Raw genomic sequence first — 24,472 nt, forward strand, 5'->3', positions numbered from 1 at the left:
CGAAATCACCCCTGACTTGCCTTCAATTTCTCGCCTCCATCTCGCCGGAACACCAGCTCTCCAGCTCTCGCCCCGCATTCCCTGCAATAATACGTCCGCCCTTTTAAAGGCCGTCGATGCCGTGTATGCTCATGCCCGCAACCCGCGCAACTTGCCATCCACTTCCCCTTCGGCATGCTCGCCGATCGATCACAACGTTCCGGCCTCGCACCAATCTCAATACACACCCTTTTCCACTTCTCACCATGCCCCGCCTTCGCCCCCGCGATCGCATGCGCAATCTCATGTAACAGCGTATCCCGCACCGCCTCTTCATCGTTCCCATGCACCAGATGCACCGAAAGCTCAATCCGCTTCTTCCCATAGTCACACAGCCCCAGCGTTCGCTTCCGCTGGTTGAACCCAAACGACCATCTCGGCAACAATCCATGTTCCCGCATCAGTCCCTCCGCCATCGCTTTCGCGTCCCACATATTCAAAATCGTATTCTCCTAATCATCTATTAGACTCACTCATTACTCCACTCCCTTTTTTACCATCTCCACCTCCATCGGCACAATCATCTCATGATACACCCCAAGCAAATCCTCCTCATTCGGTAACTCATACCCAAACCCATCCCCCATCTCCGGCCTTACACACTTACCCACCAACGTAAACCGCAACACCTGCCGATCTTCCTTAAAAAGCGCACGCTCAAAATTGACCTGCCCATGACTACTTCGATTCATATACACCTCCTTCGCCTCAATCGGCTCCCCATCGAGCGTCACATCCTTCAAATACCAGAACACCGGCAAATCATCCATACTCACGTAATTCTGTCGCATCCGAAAACTCACAACCATCGGCCATGCCACATTCTCCCGCACAACCATTTCCTTCTGCTCCATCCGAGGCCGCCCCATAATCCCTTCAATCAACCTCGCCAACTGCTCATCTTCAAGATCGCCCCGCTCGCTTACCACTGCCACATAATCAGAAATCACATCGTAACCAACATAGCTGTCTTGCGTTGTTCCCTCTAACCATTCATCAACCAACTCATTCCACTGCTTGATATCTTCCTCACCAAACCGCTCATCCCTAACCCGTTCCGCTGCCTCACGCCATAACCGGCTATCATGTCGATTCTTTACAATCTCAACCTGCGCCCTACGGTACAGCAACTCATCATCAATCAGGCGCAGATTGTAACTGTTCTTTCGCTCCTGCCCATAAATCTTCCACCCCGTCCACACCCCACTAATCAGCGGCAATATCAATACCACAACCCCCATTACCACGAGTCGCCATCTCACCCCACTCACCAGCTTCAACGTGCCACGTTTCCGCAACTCCACGCCACATCCCAGACAAACCTCCGTCTCTTCCGGCAACTTCCCGTTCAAATTCTCACCACACCCCCGACACACCACCTTCGCTTTCCGCGTCTTCCCCTTAAACCCCGACCAGAACAACACTCCCGCCACCCACACAGCCGGCAAGAATGCGATCAGCAACCAAAACAATGCAGCAGGTGAATCCTTATACAAATAGCCAAAAAATTCGCTCATTTTTTACCTCCCATATTCTTCTGCCATGCTTCCAAATCCTCCCCAAGGTCCCACCGCTTCACCCGTACATTTTTCCGCTCAACCCGTCCCTGCCATACCTCATCTACCTCCAAATTCTCTTTCAACTGCTCTCTGTTCCCCGATAGTATAAAGTCCAATTCCCTCACCTCAGGATCCAACTCATCATCTAGATCTAACTTCAAGATAGATTTCATCCTCACCCGCTTCCGCCGCTCGCCATACACATCTTGCTGATGATTCCCAAGCAACTCGTACTTCACCCCATCAATTTCCACCTCTGCCTGCAGATTTACAACCACAGGATCAGCAATCAATTCCCTTTTATCTCGTTCCGGCAAAACGCCCATCTCTTGCTCTAACTCATAGAGCTGATTAACAACCTCCCGCTCCCGCTCAAGAATTAAAATCAGCCGCGTCTTCCCATTAAACGTCCTCGCCATGCAATCCATCACGCGCACCTGCTCATCAAGATCAGCCTCCAGCCCACGATCCTCCACAAACTCAATCGCATCCGCCACATCCTCATATACCGGCATATTCAACCTCAACGTTTTCTCCTCCCGCCAAACTACTTCCTTCGGCCAATCCTCCCGCGTACAGTGTCCTTGTTCAGGCATCAAACTTTTATCAAACAGCACCCGTTCAATATCAACCTCCACCGCATAATTCCCCTCCTTCATAGCACTTCCCGTAAGCCATAACCGCACACCGCGCCGCTGCCCATCCTGCGAATATTCATACTTCACATCTTCCCCATCCAGTCGCACACCCTTTACATGCATCTGATGAACCACCTCATTATTCTGTAATCCATCACTCGCATGAAGATGCGGTGTCGTTCTCACATCAACCCGAACCCGCTCATCATCCACATACACACGCTGGTTTAATGCGGCCCTCGCATTGCGCCCAAACCAATCGCGATAAAACCCCACCATCATCTCATCCGTCACCCGATCGTTTCCAATCGCCGCCGCAACAAACGGGTCCGTCTGATGATCCAAACGATCTGCCATCTTCTCATCATTCAAGCACATCCCCATGACCCGAAACGCTCGCGCCACATCTTCTTCCCCAGACGTCTGATCCACCAACGCGCCTTTGCAAACTTCCATCACACTCCACGCCGCGCCCGGCTCCATATGCTCCTGCAAATAAGCCTCAACAACCTCCAATGGATACCGCCCCAGATTCCAACCCTGCGGCCCGTTCGCCTTCCCATACAGCACCACACCAATCCCGCCCCACCAAGCCACCGGCCCAGTCAACGCGATCACCGCACCAAACAACAACCACCAATTCATCTTCCGCTTCACAAACTCAACAACCTTCGGATCATTCAAGTCCGTACCACATTCCGGGCACCGCTTCTCCTTATACGTCTCATACCCCCGCAGGTCATACCCGCACCGTCCCCGTCTTCCCCCGCATCGCGGCGACGACCACACCATCCGCCCCTTCCAACTCCCCGTAAGCAAACTCAATACCCCGACAATTACACCACCTACTACCGTTACCCCCATCAAGATCATCAATAGCAATTCTTCACCAGTCATACATACCCGCCTTGTAACTGAAAAATATGTACTTCATCATTTGTTATGACGTACTACCTTATCATCAATTTCACCGCCACGAAATATATTCACCTGCACTCAATTTAATTGCTTCAAGCCTGCCACCACCGGTGGCAGGGTGTTTGAAACAACCGTGATTAAAATTGCATGCGATCACATCAATACGACCCAACAATAAAAAAAGCCCGCATCACGCGGGCTTTTTGAGATTCATTTTTTGCACAGCTTACTTATAGAAAACAGGTGCAGTTTCTTTCTTCACGGGTGCAGGTGCAACAACAGGGGTCGGTGCTGCAGCCTTCGGTGCGACGACAGGTGTTGCTTTCACAACAGGTGCCGCAGCCACAGGTGCAGGCATCGCAACCAGGAAGATTTCAACACGGCGGTTTGCCTGTGAACCGGTCACGTTGTTCGCTGCGATCGGACGGTACTCACCATAACCCGCAATGCTCATGCGGCTCGGTGAAACACCAGCCTTCTGCAACACACTCTTCACCGCAATCGCGCGGCCAGCCGACAAGCCCCAGTTGTCACCATACTTATCTTTATTGACTGGGTTCTTCATCGGAACGTTGTCCGTATGACCCACTACGCGCACTTCGTATGCCATCGCTTCGCCGCTGTTCAGTACAACAGCCAACTGTGCCAGTGATGCGCTTGCCGCGCTGCTGACTTCCGTCTTGCCCAGTGCAAACGTCATGTCACTTGCCAAGCGAACCATGCCGCTCTTTGAGTCATAGCTCATCAGGCCCGGATTGCTTGCCGCCAAACTCTCAAGCTTATTGCTCAAGACCACTGGCAACTGATTGCTGCTCGAAGCCATGTCACGGATGCGCTCTTTCGCTTCATCCAGTGCTGCCAGCAACTGCGCCTTTTCAGCCAGTGCAGCTTCCAGAGCTGCTTTTGCTTCAAGATCAACCTTGGGTTCAGCCTGCAGTGCTAAAATTCTTGCATTGGCTTCATCCAGACGGCTCTGAAGTTCAATCTGCTGTGCTTCACTCTTACGATAGAGCTCACGGAATTGGTCAACTTCGCTTTGAGCGACGCAACCTACCATACCAACTGAGCTTAAAATGACTGTTGCCATTGCTAAACGTGCAAAAGACTTCATCGCATCCGTTCCTTTCGTTGTCTATCCGATGACACCCGCGTGTAGAATCTATCAGTGCTAGAGTTGGCGGAATGGGTAAAAGAGGTAAGCCGCCGACCGATTTGGATTGTACAATGGGTGTGAGGTTCTGGAAAATAAAACGTATTGTTCTCGTGTATAAATATCGGACTGCTGGGCATTAAAACATGAAATCACAACCGATAACTCTGATTCATTGCGCTGCGGTTCAAGACGCGGCTAATATCAATATCCGTAATGCTTCAATTGCGATCAGTTCAGGTCGAATTGTCTGGGTTGGTCCGCGCGGCCAACTGCCGGAAGACCTTGCGCAATATGTGGTTAATGAGCAATCATACGATGACCTGCTGGTGACACCCGCGCATGTGAATGCGCATGTGCATCTGGATTTAACGCACGTTGGCCCGCAACCATTCAGCGGCTGCTTCGGAGATTGGCTGCGTGGGATTCGACGAATCCGAACTGAAAAGGCGATCCCGGTGAAGGAGGCGGTTGCACAAGGTGTTCGCCTATCTCGTGATGCAGGCGTGGGTTACGCAGCCGATATTGCTGGGACGGTTGAGGCGATTGAGGCAAGACGCGAGTTGGCGGAGCTGATGCCGTTGGCGGGTGTGTCGTATATGGAGTGGTTTGGGATTGGTGAGATGGCGGAGCCGCGAGGTGAGGTGCAGGAACAGAAGCTGCGTGAGGTGCCGTACGAGACGTCGGTGTCGGGACACACGCGAGGGATCGTTGCGGGGATCCAGCCACACGCGCCTTATTCGACGGGGCGACAGGTGTATATGCGGGCTGCAAAATTAAGCAGACAAAGAGCTTACAGGCTCAGCACCCATATGGCGGAGTCGATGGAGGAATTGGAATTTGTAGCCAAGGGCTCGGGGCTGTTCCGCCAATTTTTAGATGAGATGGAGATGTGGGATGAGTCGATTTTAGAACAAGGGATTGGAGAGGGGTTGCATCCAGTTGAATTCCTTGAGCGGCAATTACAACGAGGCAGGTGGCTGCTTGCGCACTGTAACTTCTTGGCGGATAAGCATATCGAGATCTTGGCGGAGACGGGGACGTCGGTGGCATACTGTCCAATCGCGTCGGATTACTTTGGGCATACAGGGCAGGGTGGCAAGCATGCTGCTGTATGGGAAAATGGCGAATGCAAAGATGGAGGGACAGAGGGGGATAGCGGGGGGAGGCATAGGTATCGAGAGATGTTGGCGCGTGGGGTGAATGTGGCATTGGGGGTAGATTCGGTGATCTGTCAGCCAGAGGATGAAGGGCAAGCGATGGGTATCTTGCCACAGATGCGGTACTTATATGAACGGGATGAGATGTATGGGGAAGAGGATGCGGGGTTGCTGCTGCGGATGGCGACGGTGAACGGGATGTTAGGGATGGATATGCCGGAGGAAGATGTGCTGTTGCTGGAGGGTTCGCCGGCGGTGTTTTGCGGGGTGGTGTTTAATCCGGAAGAGGGGACGGATCCGTTGGTGCAGGTGATGGAAAACCATGAGCCAGCGCGGTTGTTGGATTTCTCGATGGTGCAGATTCCAGAGTGATTTTGGGGCAGATGATTGAGTTATGAGTTGACGGAATCACTTGAAGTTTTGGCATGAGCGATCACACAAGTGCGGGTTCGTGCGCACGATTTCTCGATTTTAGTGATTTTCCTGTAGCTGTTTTAGGTGGGTTTTGGCCTGTTTTGGGCAAACTTTGGTATGAAATGGTTCAATTTTGTTTAGAAACAGCCTGCTTTTTGGGGGTGATTTTGTATGTTTTTTGGTTTTGTGCGCGCGGGGTGCAGATTTGGGAGAACGGTGAATTATTGTTTGGGTTGCGGTTGCAAGTTGCGCACGAGAGAGGTCATGCACGGGGATGGCGGGGCGACGGATGTGCAAGGCGGCTGTTAAGAATGGCGAATTGGAATCGGTTTGGGCGATGAGTGATAGTGAGGGTGAGGCTTATTGGCGCGGTGGGGGAGGTGGTTATCGGCGTGTGGTTGTAGATGGGATCAGATGAATGTAGGGCGGGCGGATTGGGCAATCTAACGGCAAGATAGATGGAGATTTTTGAGATGAGTACCGAGCCAAAGGAATGTTGTTTGGGGAGTGTCGGATTTATTGGGTTAGGGATTATGGGGCAGCCAATGGCGGAGAATCTGCTTAAGGCGGGGTATAAGGTGTGCGTGTGGAATCGGACGGAGAGTAAGTGCGAATGTTTGGTAGAGATGGGCGCGGATATGTTGCGGAGTCCGGGGGATGTGGCGGCGCACGGGCCGAAGGTGCTGTTTGTTTGCGTGACGGGGACGGAGGATGTGAAGGAGATTTTGTTTAGTGAAAAGGGGATTGCGAAGAGTGCGAAGCAGGGATTGATCGTCGTAGATCACTCGACGATTGATGCGAAGGAGGCGGCAGATTTTGCAGACTGTTTGGCGGGCGCGGGGGTAAAATATTTGGATGCGCCGGTGAGCGGTGGTGATGTGGGCGCGAAGGCGGGAACGTTGTCGATTATGGTGGGCGGAGACGAGAAAGCCTATGAGACGGTTAGGCCGATGTTGGAGGTGCTGGGTCAGAAAGTGAATTACATGGGCAAGAGCGGGATGGGGCAGGTGACCAAGAGTTGTAACCAGGTGATGGTGGCGTGCAATTTGATGGGTGTGTGTGAGGCGATGATGTTGGCGAAGAAGAATGGGTTGAGTTTGGAGAAAATGATTGAAGCGGTGAGCGGGGGGGCTGCGGGGAGTTGGTCGCTGAGTAATCTGGGCGTGAAGATTAAGGATGGGGATTGGTCGCCGGGGTTTATGGTGAAGGATTTGCTGAAGGATCTGGGTTTTGTTTCGCATTTATCGCAGGTCTCGCACGCGCCTTTGACGGGGACAAATATGGTGGAGACGCTGTTTCAGGTGTTGGCGGCTGAGGGTGAGGGGGAGCTGGGGACGCAGGCATTGGCGAAGGTGTATGAAAAATTGGGTGGGTTTGAGTTTTAACCCTTCGCTCCACCCCGATCCCCCGGATCCCCCGGATCCCCCGGATCCCCGGAATTTCCCTCCCCCCTCAAAAAAACAACTCGGAATTCTCTTGGAAGAAGTTAGCTTCGGTGGAGTGCTTGTGTTAGTTGATAGCGTTAGAGAAGACATAAGCGAGGGATTGAATGTTGTAGGTAATTGAAGTGTGGTTGGGATGACACCCCACGACCGGCGGTCGTGGGCTTGGTCATAACTTGTAGCGGGTGGATGAATGTGTCTAAGGTGGCAGGGGTGACAGTTTATTTTCAATGCGTGGCTGTATGAGTTACAGTAAGGGCTCAGTGGGTTCAACTGTGCTAGTGCGCGTTTTGTGCGAAGACGCTTTTGTTGAACAAAGGATTGAATATGAGTCAGGCAGCAGTCGGCCCCACATCCCCCCCTCCGCCCCCGGAAGCCCCGGCATTACTTAATCAAGCATCGGGAAATACCAATGCGAAAACAGTGGGGGGTGGGGGAAGAGTTATTTCTATTGATGCGCTGCGGGGGTTCATCATTATTATGATGCTGTTTGTGAATGCGTCGGGGGGTGTGTTTAAATCGCAGTGGTGGATGGGGCATTTGGCTGCGGGGAAGATGGGGATGGCGCTTGCGGATTTTGTGTTTGGTTCGTTTTTGTTTATTACGGGGTTGTCGATACCGTTTGCGTTTAAGAAGCGGCTGGCGATGGATGCGCCGGCGAAGCTGTTTTGGCATATTGGTTTGCGGGTGGTGAGTTTACTGATTATTGGGCATTTCATGATGGGGTCGCCGATTGATCATATTCGGTATTTTAGTGAGATAAATAGTGGGTATGGGGCGTATTGGGATACACGGCTGTGGGTAATTTTGGTATTCGTGAGTGTGTTTATGATTTGGCATCACGTGAATGTGACGTCGGATTTGGGTCGGAAGATTTCGGCAGCGGTGCGTGTGCTTGGGGCGGTGGGTCTTGGGTTTGCGTGGTGGTGTTTTACGGTGAAGGATTGGAAGGGCGATATTGGGATTAACTTTGCGCCTTACTGGTATGGGATTGTGGGATTGATTGGTGCGGCGTATCTGGTTGCGGCTGTGTTTTACTTGCTGTTTCGGGATAACAGGGTTGCGCTGGTGTTGGGGATCTTGACGTTATTCAATGTGTTCTTTGTGGTGATGGCGACGCATGAGGAGTATGGGAATCTGCGTGGTGTGACGGCGATCTATATCACGTTGGTGAGTTTGGGGACGATCTATTATGCGATTAGAGGTGTGAAGGATGCGTGGGCGGATGCGAAGGCGAAGGGGTCGCACTGGGTGATGCCGACGCTGTTTACGGGGATGGGGAGCTTGGTGGTGCTGTTCGTGGGATACATGGCGGTACTGGTCTTGCAGGGGATGGGGACGGAGGCAGGGGTGAAGGCTGATTATGTGATGTGGATGCCTTGGGCGGTTTGGCCGATGGTGATGGGGGTGCTGAGTGTGTGTGCTGTGGGCTGGTTTGTGGTGGCGGGTCAGAAGGCTGCGAATCCAGAAAATCGCTTGTTTTTGTGGGGTTTGGGTGCGGTGGTTGCGGGAGCGATAGTGTATGGATGGTGGTGGACGATTGATGCGGGTTGGTTTGTGAAAGTGGCGGGAGAAGTTGTAGAGAATAAGTTGTGGGCGATGACGCCGATCATTGGGGATAATGGTGGGCTGGTGCAACGTGCGTCGGTGAGTACGCACGCGACATCGGCGATGTTGGGGTTGATGATGGGGTTGGTGATTGCGGATAACAAGAAGTATCCGAATCCGCTGGACAAGATTACGACGATCATGACGTATGCGTTGGTTTGTGTGGTCTTTGCGCTGATTAGTGCGAAGTGGTATGGGATTCATAAGAACGGAGCGATGCCGGCGTATTCGTTGATCTGTGCGGCGTTCTGTATGGTGATGTGGGTGATTTTTTATCTGTGGATTGACGTGAAGGGGTGGAAGAAGTGGTCGGTGTTGTTTGTGATGGCGGGGGCGAATCCGCTGACGATGTATTTGATTGGGTATCCGGTGAATGCGGCGTTTTTCATGTTGGATCAATGGACGTGGGGTGGTGGGAGTGGCGCGGTGTTTACGCCGAACGTATTTAATCGGGCGGACTTGCCGTGGTTTGGGGCGAGTTTGGATTGGAGTTCGTGGCAGCCTTGGATTGGGGTGGTTAAGTGTTTGGTGTGGGCGTTCTTCACGGCGTGGGTCGTGGGCATGCTGGCGAAGAAGAACTTTAAGTTGAAACTTTGATCCTCGTCCCTCTTTTTCCCGCTCGGAAATCGAGGTGAGGGTGTAGTTGCGGTTTGGAAATCAGCGAATGAATTGTATGAGCCCGAGTGAAAGCTTGGGCTTTTTATTTGATGGCTTGGGGAGATGTGAGAAGGGTATGGAGTTCGGTGAGAGCTGTGCGGTTGCTTTGCCAATGAAGGTGATTGAGCGCGGTTTGGTAGTCGTGCCAACGGTAGTGGGTGTGTTCTGCTGAGAGTTGGATGTTGGCGGGGTTGGGATGAGGGAGGCTGGGAGGTGAGGGGGTGAGATCGATGGCGAAGGTGTGTTCGGGGATGTGCGAGAGGGTAGGGGGCCAAGGGTTGTTGGGGAAGGCGGAGGTGGGGATTTGATGCTGGGATTGCAGAGGGATGAGCGGAGAAGTGGCGGGGATGGCGGCTTCTTCAAAAGCTTCACGCGATGCGGCTTGTTGAGGGGATTCGTTGTTCTCGCCGCCGCCGGCGATGAATTGCCAGAGCTGGTTGTCGACGCGACGGAAGAGTGCGTAGCGAGGGTTTGAGTCGGGGAGGTGGATGAAAGGAATGACGAGGATTTGGAAGGGGGCTCGGGGCATGGGGTGCATGGTAGTGGGGGTCTGGGGGTTTGTGAAGTGTCATGAAAAAGCCCAAGCAAGCTGCTTGGGCTTTTGGGGTTCGGTTATATGCCTAATGGAATATTAGACGGCTGCGTTTTCTTCATTGATAGGTGCGCGGCCTACGGAGTGGTAGACGAAGCCGTATTCACGCATGGTGGAGCGGCGGTAGACGTTGCGGCCGTCGAAGATGACGGGGGTGGCCATTTTATCTTTCATGAGTTCGAATTCTGGGTTTTTGAATTCGGACCAGTCGGTGCAGACGATGAGTGCGTCGGCGTCGTTGATGGCCTCGATGGCGTTGTTGGCATAGGTGATGGAGTCGGTGAGGACTTCGCCTGCGGTTTCGTGAGCGACGGGGTCGTATGCGGTGACGGTTGCGCCTTTCTCGAGGAGCTTTTGGATGAGTGTGATGGATGGGGCTTCGCGGACGTCGTCTGTGCCGGGCTTGAAGGCGATGCCCCAGACGGCGATTTTGAGTTTCGACCAGTCGGCGCCTTCGAAATGAGATTCAAGTTTGGTGAGGAAGACGTCACGTTGTTGTTGGTTGACGCGGTGGACGGATTCGAGGAGTTCTGCGGGGTGGCCACAGTCCTGGCCCATAGAGATCATGGCGAGCACGTCTTTGGGGAAGCATGATCCGCCGTAGCCGAGGCCGGGGTAGAGGAATTGGTTGCCGATGCGTTTGTCGGAACACATGCCGCGGCGGACTTCGGAGATATCTGCACCGTATTGTTCGCAGAGGTTTGCGACTTCGTTGATGAATGAGATTTTGGTGGCGAGCATGCAGTTTGAGGCGTACTTGACCATTTCAGCGGATGGGATGTCCATGATGAAGATGGGGTTGCCTTGACGGACGAATGGCTCGTAGAGATCGCGCATTTTGTCGGCGGCGTATTTGGTGTGTGCCCCGATAACGACGCGGTCAGGTTTGTTGAAGTCGTTGATGGCGGCGCCTTCTTTGAGGAACTCGGGGTTCGAGGCCATGTGGAAGGTTTTGCTGGTGCGTGATGCGACGGCTTGCTGAACTTTGATGTTTGTGCCGACGGGAACGGTTGATTTGACGACGATGATTTTTTCGCGTGTGTCTGAGGATGCTTCGATGGCGTCGCCGATGTCTTGAGCGGCGGCGAGGACGTATTGGAGGTTGGCGCGGCCGTCACTGCCGGAGGGGGTGCCTACGGCGATGAAGATGATTTCAGCGTTTTTGTAAGCGGCGGATTTATCGGTGGTGAAGTGTAGTCGGCTGGCTTTTGCGTTGCGGCCGATGAGTTCATCGAGACCTGGTTCGTAGATGGGAGAGATGCCGTTGTTGAGCTTTTCGATTTTGGATTGATCGATGTCGAGGCATGTGACTTGGTTGCCGGTATTGGCGAAGCATGTGCCGGTAACAAGACCGACGTATCCGGTGCCGACCATGGTGATGCGCATGGGTAGGTTCCTTGTTTATGTGAGCTAGGTGGCTCAGTGTATCTTCAGATCCAGTGCCGACTCGTGGCAGGGGATCGGATTGTCTTGTTTAGGGGCGAAAAAAGGCCCTTAAATGGGCAATTAGTATCGCGGGTGGGGGCGGGTGTGTAAAGTTTGGCGGTTTTGGCGATTAATAATCGGGGATTCGGGAATAAGAATGATGATATGCGAGCTAATAGTGTGTTGTGGGTGTAGGTTTGTTGCAGGTATGGGAAGTGAGGGGCTGGCAAAGGTTTATGTGGCGATTCGGAAGAGTGGCTGCGTGTTGCTAAGATAGTAGGTACGAGAAAGCTGGCTTATGGGAATTGGCTGGCGAGGGTCCGTCGTGATAGTCGAGATATGTCGCGGCGGATGAACGCAAACACGAGGAAATAAGAAGATGAGTAATGGCAAGCAGCCGGAGCCGGTGTTCAATACAGCGGACGGCGATCTTAACGAGGTTGAGCGATTTAAGCTCGAGAGTGATGGTGTGCGTGGGATTCTTGGGCCGGACTTCCGGAATCTGGAAGGGCCGGGCGATATCGAGAAGGCGAGCGAGCAGCTTGCGAAGTCGCATGGCATCTATTTGGAATATAACCGGGCGAAGACGGGTCGTGAGAAGGATTGGATGTACATGATCCGTGCGACGATCCCTGGGGGCGGCGCATTTACCGCGGATCAGTGGGACGTGTTTGATGGGCTGGCGGACAAGTATTGTGACAACAATCCGTTTGGCGGTTCATCGCTGCGGCTGACGACACGTCAGAATGTGCAGTATCACTGGCTGCACAAGGACAAGGTGATTGATCTTGTTGGGGAGATGGCGTCGACGGGGTTCTATGCGCTGAATGGTTGTGGTGATAACGTGCGTAACGTGATGGGCTGCCCGCTCTCGAAATTCAGTTCGATTTATGATGCGAACAAGAAGGCGCAGGAGTATGGCGAATATTTCCGTCTGCCTGCCGCTCCGCATATTCAGGTGTTTGCGATTGATCCGAACTTTATTCGTGATCCTGAGAAGCAGTACAAGTATGGTGAAAAGCTTTTGAACCGTAAGTTCAAGATTGCTTTTAGTGCAGTACATCGCAACTTGCAGACGGGTGAGATTGAGTACGATAACTGTGTTGAGATCCGTACGAATGACCTGGGTGTGATGCCGATTGTCGAGGGTGACAAGGTTGCGGCTTATCAGTTGTATATTGGTGGGGGGCAAGGCGAGAAGAATGGTAAGGCGACGTTTGCTGCTCATGGTGAGCCTTTGGGTATCGTGACGGAAGAACAGTTGATGCCTGCACTGGATGGGATTGTGAAGGTGCATGATGAATGGGGGGATCGTAAGAACCGTCACTGGGCGAGGCTGAAGTATGTGGTGAATGCGCAGGGCATCCCGTGGTATCAAGATCAGCTTCGTGAGAAGGGGATCGAGATTGAATCACCTAACTCAGAGTTAGAGCCAGGCGCTCGGATGATGCACCATGGATGGCAGGAGCTTGAGACGACAGGTAAGCTGGCGTTTGGTGCTTATATCGAGAATGGGCGTTTGATTGACGGTGAGAACGGTAAGCTGAAGAGCATGGTGCGCGACACGATGCAGAAGTTTGCGGGTACTGAGCTGATGATCACGCCGAACCAAGACCTGCTGTTTACGAATATTGAGCCTGAGGCCAAGGATGAGTTTGAAGCTTATCTTGGCGAGTACGGTTTTGGTAAGCGTAATGGCAAGGCCTATTCGTCGCTTAGAGTGCTTTCGGGTGCTTGTGTTGGTTTGCCGACTTGCCGATTGAGTTATACGGAGAGCGAACGGTTTGAGCCGGAGCTGATTGATACGCTAGACGAGATGGGTTATGGAGATCTGAAGGAATCGATCGGGATTACCGGTTGTGAACGTCAGTGTTTCCGCCCGGCGACAAAGACGATCGGCTGGGTGGGGCAGGGCCCGAACATGTATATGTTGAAGCTGGGCGGGTCTGAAGATGGCCGTTATCAAGGTACGGCTTTGGTCGAAGATGAGAAGCTGTACTTCAGGCAGGTGCCTCGTGATAAGGTTGCTGTACTGAGCGCGAAGTTGTTTGACTTGGCGAAGGCGCATATGACTGATGAGGAAATTGGTGATAGTGGCGCGGTGTTCCGCAGATTGGGCAGCAAGTTTATCTTGGATGCGCTGCGGGCTGATGAGGAGATTGCACCTTTGATGGAGAAGACGGCCAAGGCGCCGTTCTTGCCAAAGGGCTGTGCGGTCGATCATTATGCAGCGGCAACGATGAGCTAATAGCGTTTTAAATAAATTTATAGAAGCCTCGTACGTTTGTGCGAGGCTTTTTTTATGCGCGATGGGTGAGAGAGCAGGGGGGGGAAAAGGTGGGGGCGGGAATAGTAAAAGTGAGTTTGATGTTGGATTTATAGTGGAAAATGCTTCGAGTTTGTTTTGAAATGGACTAAAATGCAGGATATGGAAGTAGAAACGAAGGCGACGAACGTATTGAATCGCGTGGCTAAGAAGATGGGGCAGCCTGAGGTTGCTTATCCTGGGTATTACAAATGGTTGATTTTTGTATCTGCGATGGATGCGATTATGACGTGGGCGATATTGATGGTGGGTGGGATTGAGGCGAATCCAATTGCGGCGGCGGTGATGTCGGTCTGGGGATATGCGGGGATGGTGATATTTAAGTTTTTATTAGTGGCGTTTTTTGTGGTGATGTGTGAATGGATCTCGCGGAAGCAGTATGAGACGGGGCGAGTGTTGGTGTCATGTGGGGTGATCATTAGCGCGTTTCCGAGTTTATTGGCGGCGGGATTGTTGGTGGGGTCACTCATGATGGGGTGATAGGGGCGTGTTTTAGGCGTTGGTTGCATATGTTGCAAACACTCTACCACCGGTGGTGACAGGCTTGAAGACATTACGCTTTGATCGAATACTTCAGAGACAGTTATATGAAAAACGCCCATCGGAGTGATGGGCGTTTTTTGTTTGGTTGTGGGGTGTCTAATGGTTAGTTAGCTGTCATCTTCGGAGCCGTTGCCATTGGTTGGCTTGACGGTTTGTTCAGAAGATTTTTTCTCAGTCTTCTTTTCTTCGGTTGAGGGATCGGGGAGCTTTTCAGCGGTGAAGGTGAGGTGCTCGTTGTCATCATTGTGGGTAACTTTGATGACTTGGCCGGCTCTGAATTCATCGCGAAGGATGGATTCGGAGAGAGGGTCTTCGATGTTTTGTTCGATGGCGCGTCGGAGTGGACGGGCACCGAAGTCGGGGTTGTAGCCCTTGTCGATGAGGAAGTCTTTGGCTTTCTGATCGACTTGGATGGCCATGTCGCGTTCTTCGAGGCGTTTGAAAACCTTGCGGATTTCGTATTCGACGATGCCGTTGAGGTCGCCGCGGTTGAGTGGACGGAAGACGATGATGTCGTCGAGTCGGTTGATGAACTCGGGACGGAAGTAACGCTCGATTTCGTTGTTGAGCGTGGTCTTCATTTTTTGGTAGTCGGCTTCTTCTGCTTTGATTGCGAAACCGAAGCCGGCTTTGTTTTTGATGAGGTCGGCGCCGATGTTTGAGGTCATGATGAGGATAACGTTTCGGAAGGAAACGTGGCGGCCGAAGGAGTCGGTGAGCTCGCCTTCTTCCATGATCTGGAGGAGCATGTTGAAGACGTCGGGGTGCGCTTTTTCGATCTCGTCGAGTAGAACGACGGCGTATGGGCGGCGGCGGATCTGCTCAGTGAGCTGGCCACCTTCTTCGTAGCCGACGTAGCCGGGAGGCGCTCCGACGAGACGGGAGACGTTGTGTTTCTCCATGTACTCGGACATGTCGATGCGGATGAGTGATTCGGGGTCGCCGAACATGAATTCAGCGATGGCCTTGGAGAGTAGGGTCTTACCGACGCCGGAGGGGCCGACGAAGATGAAGGAGCCCATTGGGCGGCGTGGGTCTTTGAGGCCGGAGCGTGAACGCCTGACGGCCTTGGCGATGGCTTTGATGGCGTCGTTCTGAGAGACAACGGTTTTGTGGAGTTCGTCTTCGAGGTTGAGGAGTCGTTCGGACTCTGCTTTTTCGAGACGGGTGAGCGGTACGCCGGTCATCTTGGAGACGACTTCGGCGATGACTTCGTCGTCGACAATGCCATCGACTTCCTTGGATTTTGCACGCCAATCGCGTTGGATTTGTTCTTTGTTGCGACGGAGTGATTCGGCTTGGTCACGCAATTCTGCGGCTTTTTCGTAGTCGGCAGATTTGACGGCTTCATCTTTTTCGATGGAGAGGCGTTCGATCTGTTCTTCAAGCTCGGCGAGATTCGGCGGCTTGGACATGCTCTTGAGGCGGATGCGGGCACCGGCCTCGTCGATCACGTCGATTGATTTATCGGGTTGCACGCGGGCTGTGATGTAGCGATCAGAAAGCTCAACGGCTTGCTCGATGGCTTCGTCGGTGATGGCGACACGGTGGTGCGCTTCGTAGCGATCCTTGAGCCCCTTGAGGATAGCGACGGTGTCGGCTTTTCCAGGAGGGTCAACGAGGATGGTCTGAAAGCGACGTTCGAGAGCGCCGTCTTTTTCGATGTACTTGCGATATTCGTCGAGTGTGGTCGCACCGATACATTGGATCTCACCGCGGGAGAGTGCGGGCTTGAGAACATTGGATGCGTCGATGGCGCCTTCGGCACCGCCTGCACCGACGAGGGTGTGGAGTTCGTCGATGAAGAGGAGTACGTTTTTAGCGCGACGTACTTCGTTCATGACGGCTTTGATGCGTTCCTCGAACTGGCCGCGGTATTTGGTGCCTGCGACCATCATGGCGAGGTCGAGGACAACGATGCGGCGGTCGTGGAGAATTTCGGGGACGTCGTTGCCGACGATGAGTTGAGCGAGTCCTTCGACGATGGCTGTCTTGCCGACGCCGGCTTCGCCGAGGAGGACGGGGTTGTTTTTTGTACGGCGGCAAAGGATTTGAACGAGACGTTCGATCTCATCTGCACGTCCGATGACGGGGTCGAGTTGATCTTGTCGGGCGAGTTCGGTGAGATCTCGGCCGAAGGAATCGAGTGCGGGGGTTTTGGATTTTCCGCCCTTGGCTCCGGCTTGGGAGGACGAGGAAGAGCCGGACTCGGGCTTGCCGGTCATGGTTGCTTCTTCGGGGTCGACGCCTGCGCCGAGGAGGTTGAGTACCTCTTCGCGAACTTCTTCGAGCTTAAGGTTGAGGTTCATGAGAACTTGAGCGGCGACGCCTTCGTGTTCACGGAGGAGGCCGAGTAGGAGGTGCTCGGTGCCGACGTAGTTGTGGTTGAGGTTGCGCGCTTCGTCAATTGCGTATTCAATGACTTTCTTTGCGCGGGGTGTTTGTGGGAGTTTGCCCATGGTGACCATGTCGGGGCCGGACTTGACGAGTTTTTCAACTTCCAAGCGGACTTTGCGTAGATCGACATCCATGTTTTTCAGGACGTTTGCGCCGACGCCAGATCCTTCCTTGACGAGGCCAAGGAGGATGTGCTCGGTGCCGATCCACTCATGGTTGAAACGCTGGGCTTCCTGGTTGGCCAGTGCCATGACCTTGCGTGCTCGGTCTGTAAATCGTTCAAACATGCCTATTGCTCTTTGGGTTAAGGTTCTTGTCTCTCGTTAGTGCTTTGATGCGTTGAGCGCGTTGGCTCGAAAAAGCGTGCCTCTGTAAGTATTACTCGTACGAAGGCGATTTCATTCTACATGGTTGGTTATCCCATGAAAAAAAACAGATTTTGTGCAGAAATGGTAGAAAAAGATGATGTATTCTCACTCCTGCAGCGTGCTGCATAAGTGTTTATCGGCTGATTTATACCCCCAGAAATACTTGAGGTGGTGGGAAGGGTGAAAATAAGAAAAATCTGTGTAAATGAAGGGGATTTTGCGGGGATTGTCGCTTTATGGTCAGTTGATTTGTTGTGAGAAAAAGTGGGGGTCGTCTTTCAAGGTTTCTCGCAGGTGGGGTAAACGGCCAATAACTTGTATGGGTGAACGGTGTTTGATGAAAGAAAGATGAAAAGAAATGAAGTCTTTTGATGTGGGTTTTTGTGATAGATTGGGTGTGGCTTTGAGGTGGAGAATGTGGTGTGGGATCTGACGATTGAGGGGGAATTCGATACAATCCGGGGCATGAGCGATATAGAAAAACAAAAAGTCGTAACCCGTTTTGCACCCAGCCCGACCGGATTTTTGCACGTTGGCGGGGCGCGGACGGCAATGTTCAGCTGGGCGTATGCGCGTGCTAATGGTGGCGAGTTTATCTTGCGGATTGAGGATACGGATAAAGCAAGGTCGACGCCGGAGGCGACGAAGGCGATTATCGCTGATATGAAGTGGCTAGGTCTTGATTGGGATCAGGGGCCAGCCCCCGGAAGTTGCGATTCCTGCCATGGGGATGCTGATTGGGATCCGTATGCGGAGCAAAAGGGGGAGAACGGGCCGTATTTCCAGAGTCAGCGTGGTGAGTTGTATGAAGCGGCGATCAAGAAGCTTTTTGATATGGGACGGGCGTATTACTGCTTCAAGACGGCAGAGGAGTTGGATGCGGCGCGTAAGGCGGCGAGAGCGGCGAAGAAACCGTATCAATATGACCCGGCGGATATGCTGGCGCTGAATGCGGATGAAGACGCGCTGAAGGCGAAGTTGGATTCTGGTGATAAGCATGTGGTGCGGTTTAAGATGCCAGACCATGATGTGGTGGTGAATGATGAGATTTTGGGTGAGGTCGTTGTGAAGGCTGCTGAGCTTGAGGATTTCATCATTGTGAAAGCGGATGGTGGGCCGACGTTCCATCTGGCGAATGTGGTGGATGATGCGGCGATGGGTGTGACGTTGGTGATGCGGGCACAGGAGCATTTGAATAACACGCCAAAGCATGTGGCTTTGTTTGAAGCCCTTGGATTGAAGTTGCCGAAGTTCGCGCACATTCCATTGATCTTTAACAGCGATGGCTCGAAGATGAGTAAACGCGATAAGGGTAAGGCTGCGAGAGCGGCTGCGAAGGATGCGAAGCTCGAAAGTGTTGAGGGGATTGATGATGAACTCTTTAAAGGGTTCATGGACAAAAAGAATGACGAGATGGTGGTGTCGATTGCGATCGCCAAGCAGCTTGGTTTGGCTTTACCTGAGATTGATGTGGCAGACTTTAGAGATTCGGGATATTTGCCTGAGGTGTTGAATAACTATTTGGCGCTGCTTGGTTGGTCGCCAGGCAATGATATTGAGCGATTTGGTGCTGATCCACTAACGTTTATCAAAGATCATTTTACGCTTGAACGTGTGGGTAAGAGCGCGGCGAAGTTTGATCGTGATAAGTTGGCGAAGTTCAATACGGAAGCGGTTGTAATGCTTGAGCCTGAGGATTTTAAAGCGCGATTGAAGAAGCATCTCGAAACGCATTATCCGGAGTATGGGTCGATCTTGGCGAACGAGGCTCACTTTGATGCGTTCTGTAAGGCGAATCAGGAGCGTAGTCGTTCGTTGGATGAGCCAGCGAAGGGCGGGATGTTCTTTGTGAGTGATGAGGTGAAGTATGACTTTAAGCCAAAGAATATTAAGAAGGCCATAATGAAGAATGAGGGGGAGGGGTTTGTGATGTTGGCTCGATTGAAGGACGCGTTTAGTGAATTGCCTGAAGAGGGATTTGGCGATGCGGCTCATGAGTGGATCGCAAAGACAGCAGAGGAAGAGGGGCTGAATATGGGCAAGATGGCGCAGCCGATTCGTGTGGCCGTGAGTGGTGGGACGGTGACGCCGCCGATTGATGCGACGCTGAACATTTTAGGTAAAGCAAAGACGCTGGCACGTTTTGAAGCGTGTATTGCGGCGAAGCCAAAATAATGATGACTTTAATAGCGATGCTCGGCGGATGAAGCCGAGCATCGTTTGTTTTATATTTTGAGCTTATATTGAAGGGGTTTTTGGATGAAATACTGGTTAATTAAAACTGAACCTGGGACATGGTCGTGGGAAGATCAATGCAATAATCCCGACCAGACGGAGCATTGGGACGGGGTTCGAAATTTTCTAGCGAACAAGCATATGAAGGAGATGCGTCTGGGGGATCGGGCGTTTTTCTATCATTCAGTTAAGGAAAAGAAGATTGTGGGGATTGTTGAGGTGGTGAAAGAGCATTACCCGGATCATACGGACGAAAAGGGTAAGTTTGGCATGGTTGATTTTAAGGTGGTGATGCCTGTGGAACGAGAAGTGACGCTGGAGGAGATCAAAGGGATGAAGGCGTTGGAGGAAATGGTGCTGGTGAAGAATAGCCGACTGTCGGTACAGCCAGTGACAAAAAAGGAGTGGGGGATTGTTTGCAAGCTGGCCGGCGTTAAGGCCTGAAATTGAAAATATAGCGGCTGAATAGATGGCTGCTTAAACGAATTGGAGACAACGATGAGTTTGATTGTAACGGGTAGTATCGGAATTGATACGATTGAGACGCCTGATGGAAAAAAGGCGGACAGTGTGTTGGGTGGTTCAAGTATTTATTTTGCTGCGGCGGCATCGTACTTTGGTGATGTGCGATTAGTCGGTGCGGTGGGTGAAGATTTTCCTGAAGCTTTTATCGGGGATTTTAAGCATTTTCAGGTCGATACGACGGGGTTGGAGATTCGTAAGGGGAGTAAGACGTTCCGTTGGCATGGCAAGTACATGGAGAATATGAACGATCGTGAGACGATCTCAGTTGATTTGAATGTGTTGGCTGAGGCGTTGCCGCCGGTACCTGAGGTTTATCAAGATAGTGCTTTTGTATTTCTTGCGAATACGCATCCCGCGGGGCAGATGGCTTTGCTCGAGAACTTCCCGAAGGCGAAGCTTGTGGTGGCGGATACGATGGATCTTTGGATTAATACGGAAAAAGAAACGCTGCTTAATCTGATGAAGAAGATTGACGGCCTTGTGCTGAATGATTCGGAAGCGGAGCTGCTCACTGGTGAGAGTAATGTCATTGTGGCGGCAGAAAAGATTTTGGAGCTTGGCCCGAAATTTGTTGTGGTGAAGAAGGGGGCTCATGGCGCATATCTGAAGCATGCGGGAGGTGCATGTGCATTGCCAGCGTACCCAACTAAGCAAGTAATCGATCCGACCGGGGCAGGGGACAGCTTTGCTGGTGGGATGATGGGGTACCTGACGGGTGCTGACGACTTGAGCTTCGAGTCATTGCGTAAGGCGATTGCGTACGGGACGATTGTTGCGAGCTTTAATATTGAAGATTTCTCGTTGGGCCGATTGAAGACGTTAAGTCGAGAAGAGCTTGATAAGCGTTATGCAGCGTTCTGTGAGATGCTAACGATCTAATGATTGCATAGATTTGCAACGTTTAAATGGAATAACAAACCTGCCTTTGGGCGGGTTTTTTAATGGGTAAAACAAGAAGTATAAAATCTGTATTGATGTCACAATGCGCTGATTGTGTGGTTTATGAATATAGATATGGTGGTGAAATCGTTATGAGTTGGTTGGTTTTGGGGGTGATCGATCCGAATAACAGGGTAGGTAAGCTGCATAAACAGGTGTGGTTATAACGTTTGTTTAAGTGGTTAACCTGACTGGTCGATGGGATTAGTGATCAGTTCATAGTGTATTGTCATTTTTTTTCGGACTTATAGACCTGTTGGAAGTGTCTAGTGAGGATGAATTTGCTGGATCAGATTCTGGAGTCACCCCAGTTGCCAACTCTGCCACGGATTGCAGTTCGAGTGATCGAATTATGCAAATCGGATCGGTGTGAGTTGCAGGAACTGGTGGATGTAATCAGTACGGATCCGGGGCTAACGGTGAAGTTGCTGGCATCTGTGAACAGCAGCTACTATGGACTGAATCGTGAGGTGGTGACTGTCAGCGAGGCAACTAAGTTATTAGGGTTGCGAGCGGTTAAAACTTTGACGATTGCGTTCTGCTTATCGCAGGTTATTTCAGAACAGTGTCCGCATGATTTTGACCTTGAGGGTTTTTGGCGGCGTTGTTTATATTCGGCTGTTGCTGCGAAATTGATGGCTGAACGGATTGGCAGTGATATAGAGGAAGAAGCGTTTACCGCAGCACTTGTGCAAGATATCGGTTTGGCTGCGATGGTGCAGGTGATTGGGCGTGATTATCAGGAACTGATGAAGTCGACAGGCTCCAATCATTCAGTTTTAAATCGGATCGAACAAAATCAATTGTCGACAGACCATGCTCAGGTCGGCGCATCACTAGCAGATCGATGGGGCTTGCCGGAGATACTGATTGATGCGATCAGATATCACCATAATCCAGAAGATTATAAAGGCGAGAATCAGCAGGTCGTTCAGATTGTGAATTTAAGTAGTTTGGTCGCAGATGCTTTATCGCCGGAGCAGATTGCAGTCGCGACTATTTCTACCTTTTCAAGTCAACTCGAAGAATGGCTTGGTATTCCTGAAGAGCAAGCCCACGATTTGCTGAATGATGTTGAAGAGAAAAGCCGCAAGTTGGGTGGATCGTTTAAGATCAAGCCAAGGCCGCAGCGAGATATTAATAAGCTGCTTATACAAGCGAATGATCGCCTGATTAAGATGGCAATTGAGAGTAATCAGCGCTTAGTTGAGCTAGAAAAGAAGAATTACCAGTTAAAGGCAGCGGCGCAACGTGATCCACTGACAGGGCTGGCGAATCGTCGAATGTTTGATAGTTCATTGCGAGAAGGATACCTCAAGAGTAGTGAGGCTGATTTCCCATTAAGTTTGATCTTATTTGATATTGATCACTTTAAGAAGATCAATGATGAGTATGGGCATCTAGCAGGTGATCGTGTTTTGATCATGATTGCAAGATTGTTGCAGGAGCATGAACCTGATGGGGGATGCATTGCGAGGTTTGGTGGCGAGGAATTCACACTTGTACTGCCACGACTGGGTGTCGCTTCAGCAGCTCAGATTGCAGAACATATGCGATCACGTATTGAACAGTTACGATTCGACATTGGAGGCGGTAAACGTATTCACGCTACTGTGAGTGCAGGCGTTGCCGGTCGTGATCATCTTCGTCAGTTAAGTAGTGAGATTGAATTGTTGGATTGCGCGGATAAGGCGTTGTATGCTGCTAAATCATCAGGTCGAAATTGTGTTCGTGTTTTGAGGCCGATGATGATGCCGAGAGTTACACCAGATAAACCATGCGATCAGGCTGTTGATTGAAGTTAATGCAGTGAATCGTTTAAGTGAAGGTGATTATTCGACGATATTTTTTCAACTTAGGGGAACAATCTTACATGAGGGGGGGATTGACTGCAGTTATTTCGCAGTAGATTCATGTCAGATTCAGCACGTTGTTGTTATACCGGATTTTGAGATTTTTATTTAATAATTCTTTACCGGACGTGAGGGGATTTACGTTAATGAATCAAACGCTTCTAGATCAAGTTATAGAATCACCACGACTGCCGAGTTTGCCATCGATTGCGTTGGAGGTGATTGATCTGGTTCAACAGCCGGATGTCGATATCGCGCAGATTGCAGATACGATCCAGAACGACCCAGCCCTTTCGTCAAAAATTCTGAAAACAGTCAATTCAAGTTTCTATGGCCAAGCCTATACCGTTAGTACGATTAGTCATGCGTTAGTTGTACTTGGATTGAATAGTGTAAAAACGCTTGCCCTTGGGTTTAGTCTGGTGAGTAATCTTCAGAACAGTGGTGGCGATGGATTTGATCACATTCAATACTGGAAACGTAGTATTTACGCTGCGTCAGCTGCGAAGGAATTTGCAAAACAACAACGACTTGTGCAGCAAGAAGAAGCGTTTTTAGGTGCACTTCTACAGGATCTAGGTGTTCTTGCTCTGAACCAAGTATTGGGTGATCAGTATACAGATCTATTAAATCAGACGGATGGATGTCACCGTAAACTCATTGAGCTTGAAACCAGTCAGTTGAAAATGAATCACGCGCAGGTCGGCGCGGAGTTGGCGAATGCATGGAAGTTGCCACCACTTTTGATCGCGCCGATTCGATATCATGAATCGCCCGATGAAGCTCAGCCAGAACTACAATCGTTTGTACGATGTGTTTCGATTGGTTCTGTAGTTGCGGATTTATTTATTAATGAAGCTGATGGCGAATCATTGGAGCGGTATTATGATTTGGCCTCTGAGTGGTTTGGATTGTGCCAGGAGCAATCAGAGCCACTACTTCACGAAATACACAAGCAAACCAAAGAACTACAACGTTTATTCGATTTGCCTGCAAGTGATTATGGAAATGTAGATGATATTTTAGCAAAAGCGAATGAGGCGTTGATGAATATCACGCTGCAGACCCAGAAGCAGCAACACGAATTAACACAGCATGCGAATGAATTGCGTGAGCAAAATGAACATTTAGTGAATCAAGCGAATACAGACTCGTTGACGGGTGTTGCAAATCGCCGCCGTTTTAATGAGTATATCGCTGATGCTTTTGAGTGCACCAAACAAAATGCTGCTGGGCATCTGAGCGTTTTGTTTTTAGATACAGATCACTTTAAGCAATTTAACGATACGTATGGCCATCCTGTCGGGGACCGTGTGCTTGTGGCTTTGTCACAGACGCTGCAAAATATAGTCGGGGATCGAGGTTTGGTATCGCGTTACGGTGGCGAAGAATTTGCAATCGTATTGCCAAACACTGACCGACGTACTGCAGCATTAATTGCCGAGCAGCTTAGATCGGAAATTGAGAAGACGATTGTGCAATCTGATGAAGGTAAAGATTTACACATTACAGCTAGTATCGGTGTCGCTACCTATGAAGGGATGTTCTTTGATCGCGTCGAGATTCTTGTGAAAGCAGCTGATCAGGGTGTTTATGCAGCTAAAAATTCTGGGCGTAACTGTGTGAGGATTTTTGCACCAAAGAATCAACCGGTTGCTGCCTGATCAAGGTATAATTGAGGTAT

General features: G+C 51.1%; 18 protein-coding genes. 11 read left to right on the top strand and 7 right to left on the bottom strand.

Translation table 11 applies throughout. The features are described from left to right. Positions 1 to 5: 5 nt before the first annotated feature. The 4 genes from KS4_RS05325 to KS4_RS05340 all read right to left on the bottom strand — a co-directional run bounded on the left by KS4_RS05325 (position 6) and on the right by KS4_RS05340 (position 4,211). Positions 6 to 473, bottom strand: a complete 468-nt coding sequence (locus KS4_RS05325; RefSeq protein ID WP_234698877.1) for a SprT family zinc-dependent metalloprotease — start codon at positions 471 to 473, stop codon at positions 6 to 8. Between the two features lie 42 nt (positions 474 to 515). Then, entirely contained in the window at positions 516 to 1,556 is a 1,041-nt protein-coding gene (locus KS4_RS05330) for a hypothetical protein (protein ID WP_145075639.1), read from the bottom strand. Then, positions 1,553 to 3,133 carry a hypothetical protein gene (locus KS4_RS05335; protein ID WP_145075642.1) on the bottom strand — a complete coding sequence of 527 codons (1,581 nt, stop codon included), beginning with the start codon at positions 3,131 to 3,133 and terminating at the stop codon, positions 1,553 to 1,555. The genes KS4_RS05330 and KS4_RS05335 overlap by 4 nt, the downstream gene beginning before the upstream one ends. Before the next feature lie 247 nt (positions 3,134 to 3,380). After that, positions 3,381 to 4,211, bottom strand: a complete 831-nt coding sequence (locus KS4_RS05340; protein WP_200761602.1) for an OmpA/MotB family protein — start codon at positions 4,209 to 4,211, stop codon at positions 3,381 to 3,383. 239 nt (positions 4,212 to 4,450) lie between these two features. Here KS4_RS05340 and KS4_RS05345 point away from each other — a divergent pair, with 239 nt between their 5' ends. From KS4_RS05345 to KS4_RS05355, 4 genes are all read left to right on the top strand, one after another. Next, on the top strand, positions 4,451 to 5,836 hold the full coding sequence (locus KS4_RS05345; protein ID WP_145075647.1) for an amidohydrolase family protein: 1,386 nt from the start codon (positions 4,451 to 4,453) through the stop codon (positions 5,834 to 5,836). A 331-nt stretch (positions 5,837 to 6,167) separates the two neighbouring features. Further along, entirely contained in the window at positions 6,168 to 6,296 is a 129-nt protein-coding gene (locus KS4_RS18005) for a hypothetical protein (RefSeq protein WP_261341883.1), read from the top strand. A gap of 55 nt (positions 6,297 to 6,351) precedes the next feature. Then, positions 6,352 to 7,263: an NAD(P)-dependent oxidoreductase gene (locus tag KS4_RS05350; protein WP_200761603.1), complete on the top strand. Its 912-nt coding sequence runs from the start codon at positions 6,352 to 6,354 to the stop codon at positions 7,261 to 7,263. A 384-nt stretch (positions 7,264 to 7,647) separates the two neighbouring features. Beyond that, entirely contained in the window at positions 7,648 to 9,525 is a 1,878-nt protein-coding gene (locus KS4_RS05355; RefSeq protein WP_145075653.1) for a hypothetical protein, read from the top strand. A 103-nt stretch (positions 9,526 to 9,628) separates the two neighbouring features. On the opposite strand, the gene KS4_RS05360 is transcribed toward KS4_RS05355, so the two are convergent. Together KS4_RS05360 and KS4_RS05365 are read right to left on the bottom strand one after the other, a co-directional pair. Continuing rightward, a complete protein-coding gene (locus KS4_RS05360) occupies positions 9,629 to 10,114 on the bottom strand; it encodes an NUDIX hydrolase (RefSeq protein WP_200761604.1) in 486 nt (161 codons plus the stop codon). Positions 10,115 to 10,216: 102 nt separating this feature from the next. Continuing rightward, complete coding sequence (locus KS4_RS05365) at positions 10,217 to 11,563, bottom strand: UDP-glucose dehydrogenase family protein (protein WP_145075658.1); 1,347 nt, start codon at positions 11,561 to 11,563, stop codon at positions 10,217 to 10,219. Between the two features lie 418 nt (positions 11,564 to 11,981). Here KS4_RS05365 and KS4_RS05370 point away from each other — a divergent pair, with 418 nt between their 5' ends. Next, positions 11,982 to 13,850, top strand: a complete 1,869-nt coding sequence (locus KS4_RS05370) for a nitrite/sulfite reductase (protein ID WP_145075662.1) — start codon at positions 11,982 to 11,984, stop codon at positions 13,848 to 13,850. Between the two features lie 156 nt (positions 13,851 to 14,006). Continuing rightward, positions 14,007 to 14,408, top strand: a complete 402-nt coding sequence (locus tag KS4_RS05375) for a DUF5658 family protein (RefSeq protein WP_145075664.1) — start codon at positions 14,007 to 14,009, stop codon at positions 14,406 to 14,408. A gap of 170 nt (positions 14,409 to 14,578) precedes the next feature. Here the strand turns inward: KS4_RS05375 and KS4_RS05380 are convergent, their stop codons facing one another. After that, a complete protein-coding gene (locus KS4_RS05380; protein ID WP_145075667.1) occupies positions 14,579 to 17,155 on the bottom strand; it encodes an ATP-dependent Clp protease ATP-binding subunit in 2,577 nt (858 codons plus the stop codon). Between the two features lie 546 nt (positions 17,156 to 17,701). On the opposite strand from KS4_RS05380, the gene gltX reads away from it, so the two are divergent. The 5 genes from gltX (at position 17,702) to KS4_RS05405 (ending at position 24,452) form a co-directional block, all read left to right on the top strand. Further along, positions 17,702 to 19,411 carry a glutamate--tRNA ligase gene (gene gltX, locus KS4_RS05385; protein WP_145075670.1) on the top strand — a complete coding sequence of 570 codons (1,710 nt, stop codon included), beginning with the start codon at positions 17,702 to 17,704 and terminating at the stop codon, positions 19,409 to 19,411. Positions 19,412 to 19,495: 84 nt separating this feature from the next. Beyond that, the gene (locus KS4_RS05390) at positions 19,496 to 19,915 is read left to right on the top strand and encodes an EVE domain-containing protein (RefSeq protein ID WP_145075673.1); all 420 of its coding nucleotides are present in this window, start codon (positions 19,496 to 19,498) and stop codon (positions 19,913 to 19,915) included. Between the two features lie 54 nt (positions 19,916 to 19,969). Continuing rightward, entirely contained in the window at positions 19,970 to 20,875 is a 906-nt protein-coding gene (locus tag KS4_RS05395) for a PfkB family carbohydrate kinase (RefSeq protein WP_145075676.1), read from the top strand. 371 nt (positions 20,876 to 21,246) lie between these two features. Further along, a complete protein-coding gene (locus KS4_RS05400; RefSeq protein WP_200761605.1) occupies positions 21,247 to 22,734 on the top strand; it encodes an HDOD domain-containing protein in 1,488 nt (495 codons plus the stop codon). A gap of 200 nt (positions 22,735 to 22,934) precedes the next feature. Further along, a complete protein-coding gene (locus KS4_RS05405; protein WP_145075682.1) occupies positions 22,935 to 24,452 on the top strand; it encodes a sensor domain-containing diguanylate cyclase in 1,518 nt (505 codons plus the stop codon). Positions 24,453 to 24,472 lie beyond the last annotated feature (20 nt).

It is taken from the genome of Poriferisphaera corsica, assembly GCF_007747445.1.
Taxonomy (GTDB): Bacteria; Planctomycetota; Phycisphaerae; order Phycisphaerales; family Phycisphaeraceae; genus Poriferisphaera; species Poriferisphaera corsica.

Excerpts from the sequence above, each read along its gene's own strand:
- KS4_RS05325 (WP_234698877.1), bottom strand. The coding sequence starts at position 473 with ATGTGGGACGCGAAAGCGATGGCGGAGGGACTGATGCGGGAACATGGA.
- KS4_RS05330 (WP_145075639.1), bottom strand. The coding sequence starts at position 1,556 with ATGAGCGAATTTTTTGGCTATTTGTATAAGGATTCACCTGCTGCATTG.
- KS4_RS05335 (WP_145075642.1), bottom strand. The coding sequence starts at position 3,133 with ATGACTGGTGAAGAATTGCTATTGATGATCTTGATGGGGGTAACGGTA.
- KS4_RS05340 (WP_200761602.1), bottom strand. The coding sequence starts at position 4,211 with ATGGTAGGTTGCGTCGCTCAAAGCGAAGTTGACCAATTCCGTGAGCTC.
- KS4_RS05345 (WP_145075647.1), top strand. The coding sequence starts at position 4,451 with ATGAAATCACAACCGATAACTCTGATTCATTGCGCTGCGGTTCAAGAC.
- KS4_RS18005 (WP_261341883.1), top strand. The coding sequence starts at position 6,168 with ATGTGCAAGGCGGCTGTTAAGAATGGCGAATTGGAATCGGTTTGGGCG.
- KS4_RS05350 (WP_200761603.1), top strand. The coding sequence starts at position 6,352 with ATGAGTACCGAGCCAAAGGAATGTTGTTTGGGGAGTGTCGGATTTATT.
- KS4_RS05355 (WP_145075653.1), top strand. The coding sequence starts at position 7,648 with ATGAGTCAGGCAGCAGTCGGCCCCACATCCCCCCCTCCGCCCCCGGAA.
- KS4_RS05360 (WP_200761604.1), bottom strand. The coding sequence starts at position 10,114 with ATGCCCCGAGCCCCCTTCCAAATCCTCGTCATTCCTTTCATCCACCTC.
- KS4_RS05365 (WP_145075658.1), bottom strand. The coding sequence starts at position 11,563 with ATGCGCATCACCATGGTCGGCACCGGATACGTCGGTCTTGTTACCGGC.
- KS4_RS05370 (WP_145075662.1), top strand. The coding sequence starts at position 11,982 with ATGAGTAATGGCAAGCAGCCGGAGCCGGTGTTCAATACAGCGGACGGC.
- KS4_RS05380 (WP_145075667.1), bottom strand. The coding sequence starts at position 17,155 with ATGTTTGAACGATTTACAGACCGAGCACGCAAGGTCATGGCACTGGCC.
- gltX (WP_145075670.1), top strand. The coding sequence starts at position 17,702 with ATGAGCGATATAGAAAAACAAAAAGTCGTAACCCGTTTTGCACCCAGC.
- KS4_RS05390 (WP_145075673.1), top strand. The coding sequence starts at position 19,496 with ATGAAATACTGGTTAATTAAAACTGAACCTGGGACATGGTCGTGGGAA.
- KS4_RS05395 (WP_145075676.1), top strand. The coding sequence starts at position 19,970 with ATGAGTTTGATTGTAACGGGTAGTATCGGAATTGATACGATTGAGACG.
- KS4_RS05405 (WP_145075682.1), top strand. The coding sequence starts at position 22,935 with ATGAATCAAACGCTTCTAGATCAAGTTATAGAATCACCACGACTGCCG.